This is a genomic window from Thalassoglobus sp. (assembly GCF_048270125.1).
In the GTDB taxonomy this organism is placed as follows: Bacteria; Planctomycetota; Planctomycetia; order Planctomycetales; family Planctomycetaceae; genus Thalassoglobus.
The window spans coordinates 236,891-254,427 of sequence record NZ_JBLWTN010000008.1; the positions used below are offsets into that span (position 1 = coordinate 236,891).

Here is a 17,537-nt window from a genome sequence, read left to right on the forward strand (position 1 = left end):
ATGTCACGGACGTTTGAAGAACTCGCTCCACAAAATTTCTCTTTCAACAGTCCGCTTGGCTGGTGTCCGGCATGCGAAGGGTTGGGAACCGAAATTGGCACGGACCAGTCCGCAATTGTTGCCAATCCGAATCTGACTCTCGATCAGGGAGCCGTCTCCGCCTGGCCGAATCCGCAAGAGAATCCCGGATTTGCTGCCGTTCTCGAAGCGGTCACTGACCAACTTGGAATTCCTCGTGACCAACCCTGGTATCAGCTCAGTCCACGCTTTCAACGGGTGATCCTGCACGGGACCGATGAGAGATGGTTTTCCGTTTCGCTACCCGGTTCGGTGCAACCGATGACCGTTCAGTACAAGGGGCTGTATCCTGCCATTGAAGAAGCCTCGCGCGTTTCGTATCCGTATCGGGCGAAGTTTCAGGATCTTGTGGGGGAGAAACCTTGCTCGGTTTGTAATGGTGACCGTATCCGAGATGATGCAGCCGCTGTCCGCTTGAACGACAAAACGCTTCCAGAGTTGTGCAAACTTCCACTCGAAGAGCTGTTGCCATTTTTGCAATCGCTCAAGCTCGATATGAGCGAGAAAAAAATTGCTGGCGACTTACTGAATGAAGCGTCCCATCGCCTCTCGTTTCTCGTTGATGTCGGCCTGCATTACCTGACGCTCGATCGCAGTATGCCGACGCTCTCTGGCGGAGAGTCGCAACGAATCCGACTCGCAGGTCAAATTGGTCGCGCATTGACAGGAGTTCTTTACGTGCTGGATGAGCCGACCATCGGGCTGCATCCGCGTGATAACGGTCGACTTATCGAGGCCCTCAACAAGTTGAAAGAACTTGGGAATACGTTGGTACTTGTCGAGCATGATCGAGAAGTAATTGAAGCAGCTGACCGGCTTTATGATTTCGGGCCCGGGTCTGGTCGATACGGCGGGAACGTCGTCGCTGAGGGAACTCCGAAACAGATCAGCCGGCAAACCAAAGCATCCTTAACAGGCGCCTATCTTGCTGGCACAATGGGGATTCCGGTTCCGATTCGGCGCCGCATGCAAGTTATCGACGAAAAGAATGAACCTGTTATCGAACTTGAAAAACTTCAGGAAGTTTACGGCAATCCACCGGGGGAAAGCTGGCTGGAGATTCTGGGTTGCCAGCAAAACAACTTGCGAAATGTCGACTTGCGAATTCCACTCGGGACGATGACCTGTGTGACGGGGCTTTCCGGGTCGGGCAAAAGCTCATTGATTCAGGATACGCTCGCTCGCGGAGTTGCACGGCATTTGAAACTGAAAGGTCCAACCCCGGGACCGTTTCGGGAGATGAACGGAGCTGAGCAAATCAGCCGTGTGATCGCTGTTGATCAAAACCCGATCGGAGCAACTCCGGCCTCGAACCCAGCGACGTATACGGGAGTCTTCGAACCGATTCGCCAGCTCTATTCGAAAATTCCGGACTCAAAGATTCGTGGTTACAAGCCGGGGCGATTCAGCTTCAACCGGGCTGGCGGACGCTGCGATGACTGTGAAGGGATGGGGCAGAAGAAAATTGAAATGCACTTTCTTCCAGATGTTTGGGTGGAGTGTGATACCTGTCGTGGAAAACGTTTTAATCAGGAAACTTTGGCGGTCAGATACAAGAACCATTCCATTGCCGATGTTCTGGAAATGAGTATCGGGCAGGCACTGGAATTGTTCCAGAACATTCCGAAGATTCGAACTCCTTTGGCAACGCTCGATGCCATCGGGCTGGACTATTTAACTCTTGGGCAATCTGCGACCACGCTCAGTGGTGGTGAAGCGCAGCGAGTCAAACTCGCTGCCGAACTGGCAAAACCGAACAGCGGTCGAACGTTGTATCTGCTCGATGAACCAACCACCGGTCTGCATTTTGATGACATTGCCAAGCTGTTGAAAGTTTTGAACAGCCTGGTCGAACATGGCAACACGGTGGTCATCATTGAGCACAATTTGGACGTTATTAAAACCGCAGACTGGATTGTTGATATCGGTCCTGAGGCTGGTATCGGCGGCGGGTGGATTGTCGCAGCGGGAACCCCGGAAGATGTGGTTGCTCAAAGTGATCATTATCTTTCCAACGGAACTACTAAGAAAAAAACGAAGCGGAAGAAGAAATCTGTTGCTCCACTGGCGACCGACCAGCCAGCATTTCGAAGTTGGACCGGCGAGCTTCTAAAGCCTGTTTTGAAACACGATCAACGTGGTGAGGTCGATGTTTTTGATGCGAAGGAAGCAGCTCGCAAGAAAGAGGGTGATCTCGACATCTCTAAAGTCGGCAAAGACATCGCTGCCCCTTGGGAGCAGGATGGTCGCCGCTGGCATACGGTTGACCGCATCGCCCGCAACGGTAAACCGATTCGCTGGGAAGGTGACGCGTTGCTTCTGGTTACCGACACTCTGGCCGAGATCGATGGACTTCAGGAAGCTGCTTGGAACGATCAGGCAAGTGTCGAAATTACAGCCCAGAAAAAAGTTGGAACCGGCTGGTTCTTTCATGGATTAACGGGTGATGAATGGTTGTTGAGATTTTACTTCCGCGTGCCGAAAGGGACGTTCGAAGAAGCGGACGTGCAGGCCCGCATCCCTCTCAAGCCGGTCAATGATCTCGATGAAATTCAGGTCTACAATCGCAGCGAGCGAGTCCGTGTCAACGAGAAGAAAGGTCCATTCCAGGAAGTTGTCTTCGATGTTCACTGGCTCGAAGAAATAGACACCCCGGAGTTTCGTCAGTTTCTGAAAGAGGCTGCCGCAGCGTACTTGAAGCAGGTCGAAACGGTCGAGAAGAAAGATCCCAGTGAGTTAATGCCGTGGAAAGTCCTTGGTAAGAAATGGCATCTCACTCGCAAAGGTTTTCCTTCGAATAAACGAGTAGCCTGGAAATTGGAGACGCTTGAAAAACTGTTCGATATTCTGGACGACACATTCAGCGGGCTCACCCCGGACCATTCCAATAAAACAGATGTCCAATACAAAGACCCAAATACCAACGATGTCGTCGCCAAGCTGCAAACCAAACGTCGCGACGGCATCTATCTGAGCCTCTACTCCGAACCGGGAACCTTCGCTCTCGGTCAGGTTTCCTCACTCGGGAAAGATCGACAAATCACAGCAGCCGGAAGCAAAGAAGCGATCCAAATTCAGTTGACTGCCCAGTCCCATGTCAAATCCGCCGCTCTGAAGAAGTTCCTGAACGAGTTTGTGGCAACTGTTTGTGGTGAGTAACGGTCTCCCCCCGGTGGTGACTCACTCGGGGTTATCTCGACACTGAAGACCAATGTTGGAGCTGCGTGAGTCGTACTGATGAACCTCTCTTTAATTGATCAATCCCTCCTATTGGCAGCGTATTATCGCGGGAACGATTTACAGCAGGACAACTGGACTTCCTGCTGTGATCAGGTCGTGCAGCTGTCACTTTTTTATTCAGGTGATTTGACTGCGGAGGAGTGTCAAAGCAGATTTTCGCAAGGAAATGTTAGCGGTCTCTATCAAGATGATGGAGAGCTCATCTCGCAAGTCGAAACGCGATACCAACAGTTGATTGAGGTTCTTCGAAGTTACCCACATCTCATCGAAGGTGGTGGTGATTTTGACAGCCCTGCTGATCCGACTTTCACAGCTTGCCGTCTCACCGAAAAAGGGCTTGAGTTGATTCCTGAGATCCTCAATCGCTTTCCACAGAAGCCAGATTTTCCCAATTGGCCTGACAAACGGATATGAGATCTCTTCACGGTGAACTTTTCACGGTGATGTCTTTGTTCTCCGGACGCAACATGAATCTACCCGCGAACAATTGCGGGGAAGCAGAAAGACTAGAGCATCTTTCGAATTGGTTTGCAGGTTCTGCCTCGTGGCGAACAGCATTTTTCCTAAAGAAATGCGTTTTTCACGGGCAAGCGGTAGAGCAAACTGCTCTAAATGGAAAGATGACATTAATTTGGGGGCTGAAGAAGATCAAAAAAAGACTCAGCTACGATACCACGTTGACGAAACTCATCATTGGCGAGCAGGTGAGAGAAATCATGTGTGAAGGTAATGTTAATGAATCAAAAAATTGCAAAAACGCAATGCGCACGGCTTGTACTTGAAGGTTCTCGTTTAGAAAATCGGTAAAGGCAGTTGCAGGCACTCGAACGGGCCCCTCCTTTCGACACGTGCTTCTGTGGAAAAGTCGCTCAATATGTGAACGTGATCTCACTGTATCACTTTCTAGCTGTCTGATCGTTTCGAATTGTCCCACTTTAAAGGAGCTACTGATGAGCCGTGCTGAGTTTGGATTAGGTTGCTGCAAAATGTTTTTTGCTGCAGCTGTTGTGATGGTCGTCGGATTGAATCCGACATTCGCTCAGGAGGGGAAACCCAACATCTTATTTATCGTCTCTGACGACACCGGATTTGGAGACCTTGGTCCCTATGGTGGTGGTGAAGGGCGCGGCATGCCGACGCCAAACATCGACCGCATGGCTGCAGAAGGGATGACTTTCTTCTCATTCTACGCTCAACCAAGTTGTACCCCAGGTCGCGCTGCGATGCAGACTGGTCGGATTCCAAATCGTAGCGGGATGACAACGGTTGCTTTCCAAGGCCAAGGTGGAGGTTTGCCTCAAGCCGAGTGGACGCTCGGTTCCGTTTTGAAGACAGCCGGCTACAAAACATACTTCACCGGGAAGTGGCATCTGGGAGAAGCTGACTACGCGCTTCCGAACGCGCAAGGCTACGACGTCATGAAGCATTGCTTCCTCTACCACTGCAATGCTTACACATATGGAGACCCGACCTGGTTCCCCGACATGGATCCCAAGTTGAGAGAGATGTTCGACAAGGTGACCAAAGGTTCTTTGTCAGGCAACGCGGGCGAACCAGCGAAGGAAGACTGGAAAGTCAACGGACAGTATGTCGACACGCCTGACAAAGGGGTGGTCGGTATTCCTTTTATGGACCAATACGTCGAGAAGTCTGGAATTGAGTTCCTGGAAGATGCTGCAAAGAACCCCGATCAGCCGTTCTTCATCAACATCAATTTCATGAAGGTCCATCAACCGAATCTTCCAGCGCCTGAGTTCAAACACAAGTCGCTGTCGAAATCAAAATATGCAGATTCTGTCGTTGAACTCGACACTCGTATTGGTCGGGTCATGGACAAACTGCGTGAGTTAGGTTTGGACAAGAATACACTCGTCGTCTACACGACTGACAATGGAGCATGGCAGGACGTTTATCCCGATGCTGGATATACACCGTTCCGTGGAACCAAGGGAACTGTCCGCGAAGGGGGCAACCGTGTTCCAGCAATCGCCCTCTGGCCGGGTAAAATCAAGAATGGAGTGAAGAACCATGATATCGTGGGTGGTCTCGATCTGATGGCCACATTCGCTTCAGTCGCTGGCGCTAAGCTTCCGACGAAAGACCGCGCCGGAGAGCCGATCATTTTCGACAGCCAGGACATGACCCCAATCTTAAAGGGGACTGGCAAAGGGACGCGGACGGAGTGGTTCTACTTTACTGAGAATGAACTCACCCCAGGTGCAGCTCGCGTCGGCAATTACAAAGCTGTCTTTAACCTCCGAGGTGACGACGGACAGGCAACTGGTGGTCTCTCTGTTGATTCCAATCTCGGTTGGAAGGGTGCAGAAAAATATGTTGCCACCGTTCCACAAGTCTTCGATCTCTGGCAAGACCCACAAGAACGGTACGACATCTTTATGAATAACTACACTGAACGTACCTGGACGATGGTGTCAATTAGCGCGTCTATCAACAAGCTGATGAAGACCTACGTTGAGTATCCGCCACGTAAGCTGCAAAGCGAAACGTACACAGGTCCAATCACGATCTCTGGGTACGAGCGATTCCAGCACGTGCGTGAACAACTCAAGAAGGAAGGTGTGACGATTCCGCTGCCAACAGGCAACTAGAGCAAACTGCGAGTCAGATTTTTGAAATCCTCTCGCAGTCAGTTGTCTCTCCTGATTTTTTAAGTGGACCGTTCATTGAGAGCGGTCCGCAATAAAAAATTAAACCGATCTGGAAATCTTGCACCCAAGGTTCTTCTCAAACTTTGAGAAACCGAGGGCAGGTTTCAGGATCGGTTTTTTTATGTCATCGACTTAAGAAAAACGGCTCGGAGAGCACGTCATGAAGTGGCAGAAGGATCACTTACTTCTGGGCAGAAACCTCTGTTTTCTCTGACACTTTTTTCCAGAAGTACTCTTCCGGTGGGTCATCAAAATCGACGAGGTGCATCTGCTTTTCGCTGATGCTGAGGATTTTGAAATAGCCCTTCTCTCCGAAGTCTTTGATGATTTTCTGTTTGTTTTTCTCTGGCGTCCCACTCACAATCGTATGGGTAAGCAGATCATCTTCGAGCGTCCATTCCAATTCCAGATGCACTTCGTTTCCATAGAGCAACGACGCCCAAAATCCGAATGTGACATCAATACTGGCTGTGCCGTCGGCGCGATTTTCGATGACGCGATTTGCTTCCGGGGCGTTGAGTGCCCACGTTCCGAGGATCTGCTCCGAAGTGATCTCTCCCAGTTGTTCAGTGGCTCCGATCGCCACATCGCTGTTAACAAGCACACCTTCGGTGGCGTCTGACCGGGTTTCCCCGGAAGCAGGCTCTCGTGCGAGGTATAGATAGGCGGTACCGAGTGTCAAGAACACCATAAGCGGGATACTGAGAAGGCCCAAGAATTTCCGGGAATTCGGTGTCATTGTGGAATCTGCCGCTTGATCGCTCATGGTTTGCTTTTGATGTTGATGCAACATCAAAATTCTGTTCGGGAAAGAGTTATTGGGAGTCAATTTACAATTTTACCGACAGATGCCAGAATTGGGTACGCCGATTTGAATCTCCCTGTCCGTCAACTTTCTTCGACGGGGCAGCCGTAAAATTAACGTAATTCACGAGAGAAAACATGATAAGTGGAATTCAGCGATCAGTTCTCGCACTGCTGGTCTTCTTTTCGTCGAGTCAAATATTGATGGCTCAAGGGGTTATCACTCCCAACGATGGTGACAAAGTCGTCATCCTGGGGAACACCCTCGCAGAGCGGATGCAGTATTTCAATCACTGGGAGACATTGCTTCATCATCGATTCCCCGAGAAGAAACTTGTTGTTCGTAATCTGGGTTGGTCCGCGGATGCGATCGATACTCGTCTTCGGTCACAGGATTTTCAGGATCACGGGCACACACTTGTTGATCACCAACCGAACCTGATTCTGGCGATGTTCGGTTACAACGAATCATTTGCTGGCGAAGCGGGCATTCCTGAGTTTGAAGAAAAGCTTTCAAATTTTGTTGATGAGATCAAAGCACTCAAGTATCCGAGTCAATCTTTCAAGCGTGGTTCTTATGAGCCGCAAATTCAGGATAAAGAAGGTGCACCGAAGCACGACGTTCGAGTTGTGTTGATCTCTCCGATTGCCAGCGAAGATCTCCCAAACCGTGGAATCACCGCCGGAACCGACAACAACAAGAATTTGGAATTGTACACTGCTGCCATGCAGCGTGTCGCAAAAGCCAAAGGGGTTCCGTTCGTCGATCTCTTCTCGCCAACCAGGAAGCTTTACGAAGAGGCAAAAAAACCGCTGACCATGAACGGGATTCATCTCAATTTTAATGGCTACCGGGAACTGGCAAAGATTCTTGATGGCGAACTGTTTGGCGAACCAAAAGCCTCGGACGTCAAACTTGGCCAACTGCGAAAAGAGGTCGCTGAAAAGAATTTGCAGTTCTTCTATGACTACCGTGCGGTGAACGGCTTCTACATCTATGGTGGTCGCAAAGAGCCGTTCGGTGTTGTGAACTTCCCGGCAGAGTTCGAGAAACTCCGTAAGATGATCTCTGTTCGAGATGAACGGATTTGGAAGGTTGCCAGTGGGGAATCGGTTCCGAAAGAAATCGATGATTCAGGAACGGGTGACTTTACTGAGATTCAAACTAACTTCAAAAACGAAGTCTATATCACTCCTCCTGAAGAGGCTCTTGAATCGTTCACTCTTCCTGAAGGTTTTGAGATCAACTTGTGGGCCTCGGAAAAGGATTTCAAAAACCTTGAGAACCCGGTCCAATTTACTTTTGACGGAAAGGGACGTCTGTACGTGACGACAATGCCGTCGTATCCGATGTACCTTCCGGGTGTGCCTGTCGACGACAAGATTTTAATTCTCGAAGACACCAACGGGGACGGAAAAGCGGATTCAGAAAAAGTTTTTGCGAAAGGACTTCATCTTCCGACCGGGATTGAACTCGCCAACGGAGGAGCTTATGTCGCACAACAGCCGAACCTGATGTTCATTAAAGATACCGATGGAGACGATGTTGCTGATGTGTACCAGCATCGGCTTCATGGTTTCGACTCTGCTGATTCTCACCACTCACTGAGTGCCTTTGAATTGGGACCGGGGGGCGAATTGTATTTTCAGGAAGGGACCTTCCACCACACGCAATTCGAAACGCCTCAGGGACCAGAGAGAGTCGCCAATGCCGCAGTGTTCCGCTACGAACCACGTTCAGAAAAGCTGGATGTGTTCGTATCTTATAACTTCGCGAACCCCTGGGGACACTGTTTTGATAAGTGGGGACAGAACTTCGTTGCTGACGCATCTGGTGGAGCAAACTACGTGGGAGCAGCCTTCTCGGGAGATCTCGATCACCCCCGCAAGCATCCTGGGTTGAAGCAGTTTCTCGTGAAGCAATGGCGTCCGACTTGTGGATGCGAAATTGTTTCGAGTCGAAACTTTCCGAAAGAGATGCAGGGCAACTACCTGTTGAACAACTGCATCGGTTTTCAAGGTGTGCTGCAATATCGCTTCGAAGACGATGGATCAGGTTTCGCAGCTGAGCCAGTGGAGCCGCTGTTACGTTCGTCCGATCCCAACTTCCGTCCTGTTGATTTGCAATTCGGTCCCGATGGAGCTCTGTATGTTCTCGACTGGTTCAACCCTTTAGTCGGTCACATGCAGCACAATCTCCGTGATCCAAATCGTGACAAAGTGCACGGTCGCATCTGGCGGATTACTTACAAAGACAACCCGCTCGTCGAACCGACCAAGACCGCACTTCAATCGACTGAAGAGCTTCTGACCACATTGAAGACTTATGAGGATCGCACACGCTTCCAGGCCCGTCGTGAACTCGGTTCTCGGAAGAAAAAAGAAGTGATCCCAGCTGTCGACAACGCGATCTCGGAAATCAAAACTGACAGCGAAGCGGATCAGCACCTGTTGCTAGAGTTGCTGTGGGTGAAACAGCATCACGATGCGGTTGACGTCGAACTTCTCGACCGAATCCTGGCCTCCAAAGATGCTCGTGCCCGAGCAGCAGCCGTTCGAGTTCTGTGCTATTGGCGAGATCGTATTGACGAACCACTCGCGAAAATTCAAACAGCCATCCATGATGAGAATGCCCGGGTCCGTCTTGAAGCGGTTCGAGCCCTCAGCTTCTTCGACAGTCAACAGGCTCTCGACATCGCTGTGGAATCTCTGATTTATGATCAGGATGTCTATCTGGAATACGCATTAAAGGAGACTATGGAGACTCTGCAAAACCGGATCGACGCCAACGGAAAAGCTGTTTCACAAAATGATTCGAATTAAAGCAGTTTGCTCTACCGTGTGCCCGTGAAGAACGCATTTCTTTAGTAAAAATGCTGTTCGCCACGTGGCAGAACCTGCAAACCAATTCGAAAGATGCTCTAAAGCAGATTTTGTTTCCGTGTCTGTGAAGCTCGCATTCATGGTTTCATAGACTGCTTATCACGAGGCAGAGCGTGGCTTCTGTTGAGGCTGCAAAATTACAAACGAGTCAGTTTCAGGCCGAAATCGTTCACGATTTCGGCCTGTTTTTCGTAATTCACCCAGCTTGAATCGTGTTGGGAATTGAATCGTCTTGCTGTGAAGCTGGGTCAGTTCTACAATTTCAGAGTATTCACTGGTAAAGAATACCGATATGAATTGTAAGAACGCCTGTAGGACAATATCTCAAACCTCTGCATCTCAAACCTCTGCTCTGTACGTTTGAACAAGTTTGAGTGAGCACTGCCGCGTGGACACAGTAAAATTCAGCCTCTGAAGGCCTTCTATGAAATACCGATCTGAATCTGTTCTTTGGGCAGCGACCTCTGCGCTGTTGACAGCTGCTATTTTTATGGCGACCGTTTCGACAGGTGTCGCCAAAGCACAATCGAGCGATGACGACGAATACTACGAGCTCATGCGAGTTTTCGTCGACACATTTCAGCAGATTGATCGGAACTACGTTAAAGAGGTCGATAAACGCAAATTGATCGATGCCGCCGTTCGCGGGATGCTCTCTGAACTTGATCCGTATTCGAACTACATCGCTCCTGATGATGTCGACAAGTTCACCGAAGCGATCACTCAAAAATTTGGCGGAGTCGGAATTCGCGTCAACTTCGATGACAAATTGCGCGCGCTCGAAATTATCACTCCGCTTCCGGGAAGTCCTGCTTACAAAGCGGGAATTCATTCGGGGGATCGCATTGTTGAGATTGATGGCAAGCCTGTCAAAGAATTCGAACTCGGCAAGGAGATGGAGAAAGCGATTGAGTTGCTGCGAGGTGAGCCTGGTGAAGAAGTTGAGGTTCTTGTTCGTCGAAACGGGACAGATGAAGAAGAAACGATCAAGCTCGTTCGCGACACAATCGAACTCGAAACGGCTCTCGGGTACTCGCACAATCCTGATTCGACTTGGGACTTCATGATCGATGATGAACACAAAATCGGCTTCGCCCGCCTGACACACTTCACTGATCGCAGTGCGGCTGAGCTTCGCGAAGTTCTGAAATCTCTGCGAAAGCAGGACATGAAAGGATTTATCCTCGACTTGCGATTCAATCCAGGTGGGCAACTTCGCGCCGCGATCGATATTTCAGACCTGTTCATCGAGAAAGGTAAAATCGTTTCAGTTGAAGGCCGAAACCGTCGCGATGACAGCTGGGCCGCGAAACGTTTCGGAACTTTCACTGGATTTCCGATGGTGGTTCTCATCAATCGTTACAGTGCCTCAGCGAGTGAAATCGTGAGCGCTTGCCTGCAAGACCATGACCGCGCTGTCGTAATTGGAGAGCGAAGTTGGGGCAAGGGGAGCGTTCAGAACGTGATCGATCTCGAAAACGGACACAGCGCCTTGAAGCTCACAACTGCCAGCTATCAGCGTCCGAGCGGAAAGAACATTCATCGTTTCCCGAACGCCAAGGAGAGCGACGTTTGGGGGGTGTCTCCAAATGAGGGCTTTGAAGAAAAGTTTTCGAATAAACAAATGCGAGAGTTTCAAATTGACCGGGGAAAACGGGACAATCATTTCCTCGATTCGTCGTACGAAAGTGATTTTGAAGATACTCAACTGCAGCGCGCCCTGGATTACCTGATTGGCGAATTGACCGGAGAATCCAAGAAGGAAGAAGCTCCCGAGGAGGAGAAAAAAGAGGAGAAACCAGCTCCGAAAGCAGACGAAAAAGAAGCAGCGATGAACGTTCCATTTCTTCTTGTCCCGCAAAAAAGCAACATCGGTTGATGCGGAGTGTTCGTCAAATCGCTGGAACTCGTTTCAGCGATTCAATTCACGGAGGCAATGCCTTTGCCTCATTTTATTCATTTGGACTCTTCGCTTTCGTCACGTTATGAACCAGCCTGAAGTTCTTCTGGCGATTGAATCGTCCTGCGATGAGACTGCCGCAGCTGTCATTGATTGTGATCTCAACGTTCTGAGTAGCGTGATCGCTACTCAGGATGAGTTGCATCAACGTTTCGGGGGAGTGGTTCCGGAAATTGCCTCGCGCGCACATCTTTCCAATATTCTCCCGGTTATCGATGAAGCACTTCGGAAAAGTGAGCGGAAACTCGAAGATCTCTCCGCCATCGCAGTGATGACCCAACCCGGTTTGGTCGGCTCTTTACTTGTCGGCCTGACAGCTGCCAAAACACTCGCGCTGGTTTTGAACAAGCCACTCGTGGCGGTCAACCATATCCACGCCCATCTTTACGCCTGCCAAATGATCGCAGAGGAGGAGATCTTCCCGGCGGTTGGTTTAGTCGTTAGTGGAGGGCACACGAACCTTTATGATTGCCGTTCGACTACCGAATACGAGTTAGTCGGCTCAACGATCGACGATGCAGCTGGCGAAGCCTTCGACAAAGCGGCTGCCATGTTGGGGCTCCCATATCCCGGAGGTCCACACATCGCACGTGTCGCACAGCAGGGTAACCCAAAAGCGTTCCGGTTTCCCCGCACGTTCATTAAGGATGAGCGACTCGCCTTCAGTTTCAGCGGAATCAAAACTTCGATGCGGTACACCGCATTGGGGCAACCTGGCGCTCGAGAAGAGCCTCTTCCACTTACGGAACAGCGCATCGCGGACTTAAGTGCCAGCTATCAGGAAGCCATCGTCGATGTCCTGATTGCGAAGTGCCATCAGGCAGCCAAGAAGTTTGGGCGGAAGTCACTTTGCGTTGGCGGAGGTGTGGCAGCAAATCAGCGATTCCGTGAACGCTTGGACGAACTTCAAGAACGAGAAGGTATCCGAGTCACGATCGCCCCGATGTCGCTCTGTACTGACAACGCTGCCATGGGAGCCATTGCCTGGGAGTTGCTGAAGCAGGGTGATATCGCCGATCTCGACGTCGATGTCACTCCCGGTTTAGTCCGTCATCGTTCGTGAAGTTCACTTTCGTGACGTCATAGATTGCTCGTTTCGAAGCTGAACTCGAACATCCTATCAAGCGAACTACTCTTAAGCGCGGTTCTGGATGATGGCGAGCGATGCGTCTGCTTGCATGCGAGCTTCTCGAGCATCGAAGATGATTTGCGAGAGCCGCTCGGGATAAGAGATTGCGGTCAACGTCATGAGGGTGGTTCCCTTGGCGTTTTGAAGATTCAAATCTCCAGTTCGGTGGAATTTGTAACCACCACTGGATGTGATTTCGATCTCTTCAAAATCTGTCAGGGCAATTTGTTGGCTCAGAGCATTGCCGATGATGCTGCGTTGCTGGATCGAGCGGTTCGTCAGGACGTAATAGCTTCCGAAAAGTTTGGTGAGAATGTACGCCAGCAATCCTAATGGAAGCAGTAACGCACCCACGAGTATCGAAATCACTAAGCGGAGTGGCAGAAACGGAACACCAGCAACTCCGTCCATGATCGAACCAATGAGGCCACCAAGTGCACTTCCAGCGACGGAAGGGTAAATGGCTTCAATGTCTGCTTCACGGTTTGCAGAAACTCCTGCAATCGGTTGGACTGTCGCGGTTGCCATAAAATGACCTGAACTCGGTGCTATCAGTAGATTTAAGAGAATTTAGATTGCGGGAATCCTACCAAAGCGGTGTTTTGGATTCCAGCTATTCATACCGTGTTGCCAGAGCTGGGAACAATTTTGTCGTGGACTACGAACACTTCAAGGGGCCGGAGAAATGAAAAATCCCTGTAAATCAGGAATTTTTGACGCTTCGAAACTCTTCAAGGGGGTATTCGTTGATGGGAATCCCCAAGCTGCGGATCTCTTGCAGCCGTTTCCAGCCGCGTGTGACCAGTTCTTCCCGAGCTTGAACGTCGGAAGGATCGAGTTCTGTTTTTGAGAATGCACCTTCAACCTGAACGGGTGTAAACTTAGGAGCTACGATGAATTGAGCAAGCGTCGGATTGCATTCCAGATGTCGTTCGGGAGCAGAGAGCAATTGTCGAGCGTCGATTTCGCCAATGACGAACCGGAGGTACAGGTCGCTGCGGGTGATATTGGGAACTTCCTTCCCACAAACTTCACAAAGATAACCCTGATCACATTTTGCCATGTGGCAATCTCCCTTCAGGAGTCTAGAATCAGATTCGGATTCAGTGTTTCGCAGAGAGGCGAGCGATTCGGCATAAACGCCCCGTACTTGGGATCATTGTCGCGTCTGACTCGTCCGAGACAATGGTCCCGGGCGACAATTTGCTGGGAATCATTCTTTGTTGTTCACCTTCTGAATGATAAGTGTAGCAAGTTGCCTTCGTTGAGCCTCCTTTCGTCGTCAACGTCTCGATAGTACTTCATATAGTTATTTGTTATGTCACTCCCTCGCTTCGGCGTACAGAATCCTGTTCTCGTCAACATGATGATGCTCGTCACTCTTGTTGCCGGGGCTGGCTTTGCTTTGACGTTGATCCGTGAGATGTTCCCGGAAAGTCGACCGAATCAGATCGCGATTGCTGCGTTCTACCCAGCGACGCAACCGGCTGAGCTTGAACGTGCGGTGACAATCAAAATTGAAGAGGCGGTCCGGGATGTGGATGGTGTCGAGAAAGTGAACTCGACGGTTTCCGAAGGAGTATCGAACACCACGCTCACGCTCTTTAACTACGTCAAGAACGTTGACGTGGTCATGCAGGAAGTGAAGAACGAAGTCGATTCGTTGCAGGATCTTCCGGATGATCTGGAGAAGATCACTGTCACGAAAATTGAGCCGACCTTGCCGGTGATCATGGTCTCCGTTTATGGAGACGGCGATGAGCGCGCACTCAAACGAGCAGCCAGAGAAATCAAGGATGATCTTCTCGAACTTCCGGGTGTGAGCGATGTTCAACTCGCGGGCGTGCGCGATGATGAAATTAGCGTCGATGTCGATCCCGAAAAGCTGCTCGAGTATGACCTGACTTTCGAAGAAATCGCTCAGGCGATTCGACAGACCAACCTGGATATTTCAGGCGGCAACCTGAAAGGAGACCGTTCTCAAGTCGCGGTCCGGACTTTGGGGGAAGAACGTGAAGGTCAAGACCTGGAAGACCTGGAAGTTCGGGCATTGCCTGACGGACGCGTCATTCGACTGACTGATGTTGCCACAATCCGGGATGACTTTGTTGACAGCGATGTCGCCAGCTTCTGGGCGGGGAAGCGGTCGGCCACGCTTACTGTTCAGAAAACGGCCAGTCAGGATGCGATCCAGATTTCTTCGCTCGTTAAAGCGTATGTTGCAGGGAAACAGGGGAAGCCATTCTCGCTGAAGAAGGAACAGCCTCAAGGATTTCTGGATAGTCTGTTTCCCGATTTTTCAGAAGCGATCATTACAATTTCCGGGAAACCGAACCCGTATAAAATCTACGCAGAGAGTCGCAAGAATCCATTTCAGCATCATTTTCAAGTAGAAACTCATAACGATCTGGCCCGTTTTGTTGAAGGGCGACTCGACTTGATGCTACGCAACGGCAGGTCGGGGCTCATCCTTGTTTTGATCAGTCTCGTTCTGTTTTTGAATTGGCGCGTGGCCTTGTGGACTGCGATTGGACTCCCGATTTCTTTTCTCGGGACCTTCATTGTGATGGCGCTGCTGGGAGTTTCATTCAATTTGCTGTCGATGTTCGGCCTGATCATCGTGCTGGGAATTATTGTTGATGATGCCATCGTCATTGGTGAGAACATATATCGCCGTGTTGAAGAAGGGATGCCTGCGCGAGAGGCAGCCATTCTGGGAGCGGAGGAAGTTCAATGGCCTGTGACCACCGCTGTCTTTACAACCATTGCAGCCTTCCTTCCGTTGATGTTTATTCGCGGGCAAATCGGAGATTTCTTTCGCGAACTTCCGTTGGTAGTGATCGCTGCTCTTTTAGTTTCACTGGTCGAAGCGCTGCTGATTCTTCCCGCACACCTGCGACACTTGCCCTCTCAAAAAGAGAAGCGGCAAGAGGTTCGCAAAAGTGCGTTCGGTCGAATTGGCAGATTTTTTGATCGTCTTCAAGTTGGCGTTCTCGATGTTCTCATGGGAATTTATGCGGGGCTTTTGAGAGTCGCTCTACGTTGGCGGTATGTGTCACTGGCGGTTGCGATGTCGCTTTGCCTGGTCTCACTGGGACTCTTTGTGGGAATGGTTCCAAAAGCTCCGAGCGGTGACGCAACCGGCTCACAAGATCAACCACCTGAATACCAAGTCTCCATCGGAAATCTGGTCAAATGGGAATTCATCCAGAAAATGGATTCCGAATCGATGTACGCTCAAATCGAAATGCCGGTCGGTACGAACATTGAAGCGGTTGAAGAAAAACTGAGAGTCATTGGAGAAGTTGCTGCCGAGATTGTTGAAGTTGAAGGGATTCAGATGGACGTCGGCGTCATGATGGACGTTGGTGGTGCAGGCGGAATGGGCATGGAAGTGGCGTCGCATGTCGGGCAGATTTGGATCGAGTTGATGGCATCCGATGAACGTGAACGGAAAGGGCTGCGGTCCAGTCAGGAAGTCCTCGCTCAACTTCGGCAAGTCTCCGAAAATTTCACCGGTGTGAACTCGGTGAAATGGCAAGTCATGAACGGTGGCCCCGGCGGGAAAGATATCGAAATTCGCATTTCTGGCGGAGAGCTCGAAGAACTGGAACAGGTTGTCCACGAATTTCAGGATCACCTGGCCACATATGCCGGGGTTGTCGACCTCTCTGACGACTTCGATCAAGGAAAGCGGGAGTTGCAAATTCAGCTTCTCGAATCCGCACGTCCTACGGGAATCACCAAAGCATCGCTTGGTCAGCATATTCGCGCTGCCACTTATGGAGCCGAAGCTCGGCGGATTACTCGTAACCGTGAAGACGTGAAAATTATGGTGCGGTATCCTGAGAATTATCGTGAAGATGTATTCAATATCGAATCGATGTGGATTCCGACTCCCGTTGGAGCCGACGGGACTCGCGGTTGGGTTCCATTAAAAGAAATTGCCAAAATCGAAGAGACGCGCGGCTTCACACAAATACACAGGTCGCAGCAAAGACGAGCGATCTCCGTTTATGGCGATATCGATGAAGCTGTCACCGCAGCGAGTGATGTCATCTCAAAAGTCAAAGAAGACTTCGTTCCGAAAATTCTCGACAAGTATCCCGGAGTGAAAATTGAATTCCTGGGGAGTACCGAAGAGCAGGGGAAATCGTTCAGCAGCCTCAAGATGGCATTACCAGTTGCGGGGCTACTGATTTACATGATGCTGGCAGCTCTGTTTAAGTCGTACTTTCAACCGATTGTGGTGATGTCTGCAATTCCGTTTGGATTTCAGGGAGCGATCATCGGTCACTGGATTACGAACAATCCCATGACCATTCTCAGCATGATTGGCTTGATCGCACTGACTGGAATTGTCGTGAATGATTCTCTGGTGTTGGTGGACTTCATCAATCGACGTATTCGCGCAGGGATGAACGAATTTGAAGCGAGTGTTCAGGGAGCCACGCTCCGGTTGCGTCCGATTTTATTAACGACGGTGACGACGTCAGCCGGGCTCACTCCACTGATGTTTGAGCGCAGTTTTCAGGCAAAGTTCCTGATCCCCATGGCTGTAACGTTGACCTTCGGTCTGGTCTTCGCCACTGTGCTCACGCTGTTGATCGTCCCGGTACTCAATATGATTTTTTTCGACGTTCGGAATTTCCTCGGTTGGCTGTTCGGCAAGGACTTGAGTACCTTGGCGGAAACAGAATTGGTGACAGAAGCAGAGCCAAAAACAGAACGAGTGACGGGGACGCAGATTTCCCCTCAACCAGAGATTCTTTGA

Annotated in this window: 11 protein-coding genes; 8 read left to right on the forward strand and 3 right to left on the reverse strand. The window is 50.3% G+C overall.

Going from position 1 to position 17,537, the window contains the following annotated elements:
• The 4 genes from uvrA (at position 1) to ACN0YR_RS12345 (ending at position 5,927) form a co-directional block, all read left to right on the forward strand.
• Entirely contained in the window at positions 1–3,237 is a 3,237-nt protein-coding gene (gene uvrA / locus ACN0YR_RS12330; protein ID WP_417849530.1) for an excinuclease ABC subunit UvrA, read from the forward strand.
• A gap of 78 nt (positions 3,238–3,315) precedes the next feature.
• Complete coding sequence (locus ACN0YR_RS12335) at positions 3,316–3,732, forward strand: hypothetical protein (RefSeq protein WP_417849531.1); 417 nt, start codon at positions 3,316–3,318, stop codon at positions 3,730–3,732.
• A gap of 53 nt (positions 3,733–3,785) precedes the next feature.
• Complete coding sequence (locus tag ACN0YR_RS12340; RefSeq protein ID WP_417849532.1) at positions 3,786–4,100, forward strand: hypothetical protein; 315 nt, start codon at positions 3,786–3,788, stop codon at positions 4,098–4,100.
• 228 nt (positions 4,101–4,328) lie between these two features.
• Positions 4,329–5,927: an arylsulfatase gene (locus tag ACN0YR_RS12345; protein ID WP_417849561.1), complete on the forward strand. Its 1,599-nt coding sequence runs from the start codon at positions 4,329–4,331 to the stop codon at positions 5,925–5,927.
• A 241-nt stretch (positions 5,928–6,168) separates the two neighbouring features.
• On the opposite strand, the gene ACN0YR_RS12350 is transcribed toward ACN0YR_RS12345, so the two are convergent.
• A complete protein-coding gene (locus ACN0YR_RS12350; RefSeq protein WP_417849533.1) occupies positions 6,169–6,753 on the reverse strand; it encodes a hypothetical protein in 585 nt (194 codons plus the stop codon).
• Positions 6,754–6,929: 176 nt separating this feature from the next.
• Between ACN0YR_RS12350 and ACN0YR_RS12355 the strand changes: the two genes are divergently transcribed.
• From ACN0YR_RS12355 to tsaD, 3 genes are all read left to right on the forward strand, one after another.
• Positions 6,930–9,614: a PVC-type heme-binding CxxCH protein gene (locus tag ACN0YR_RS12355; protein ID WP_417849534.1), complete on the forward strand. Its 2,685-nt coding sequence runs from the start codon at positions 6,930–6,932 to the stop codon at positions 9,612–9,614.
• 484 nt (positions 9,615–10,098) lie between these two features.
• On the forward strand, positions 10,099–11,553 hold the full coding sequence (locus ACN0YR_RS12360) for a S41 family peptidase (RefSeq protein WP_417849535.1): 1,455 nt from the start codon (positions 10,099–10,101) through the stop codon (positions 11,551–11,553).
• Positions 11,554–11,659: 106 nt separating this feature from the next.
• Entirely contained in the window at positions 11,660–12,697 is a 1,038-nt protein-coding gene (gene tsaD / locus ACN0YR_RS12365; protein WP_417849536.1) for a tRNA (adenosine(37)-N6)-threonylcarbamoyltransferase complex transferase subunit TsaD, read from the forward strand.
• Positions 12,698–12,769: 72 nt separating this feature from the next.
• Here the strand turns inward: tsaD and ACN0YR_RS12370 are convergent, their stop codons facing one another.
• Both ACN0YR_RS12370 and ACN0YR_RS12375 read right to left on the reverse strand, forming a co-directional pair.
• Positions 12,770–13,291 carry a hypothetical protein gene (locus ACN0YR_RS12370; protein WP_417849537.1) on the reverse strand — a complete coding sequence of 174 codons (522 nt, stop codon included), beginning with the start codon at positions 13,289–13,291 and terminating at the stop codon, positions 12,770–12,772.
• Positions 13,292–13,466: 175 nt separating this feature from the next.
• Positions 13,467–13,826, reverse strand: a complete 360-nt coding sequence (locus tag ACN0YR_RS12375; protein ID WP_417849538.1) for a hypothetical protein — start codon at positions 13,824–13,826, stop codon at positions 13,467–13,469.
• A 255-nt stretch (positions 13,827–14,081) separates the two neighbouring features.
• Between ACN0YR_RS12375 and ACN0YR_RS12380 the strand changes: the two genes are divergently transcribed.
• Positions 14,082–17,537: an efflux RND transporter permease subunit gene (locus ACN0YR_RS12380; RefSeq protein WP_417849539.1), complete on the forward strand. Its 3,456-nt coding sequence runs from the start codon at positions 14,082–14,084 to the stop codon at positions 17,535–17,537.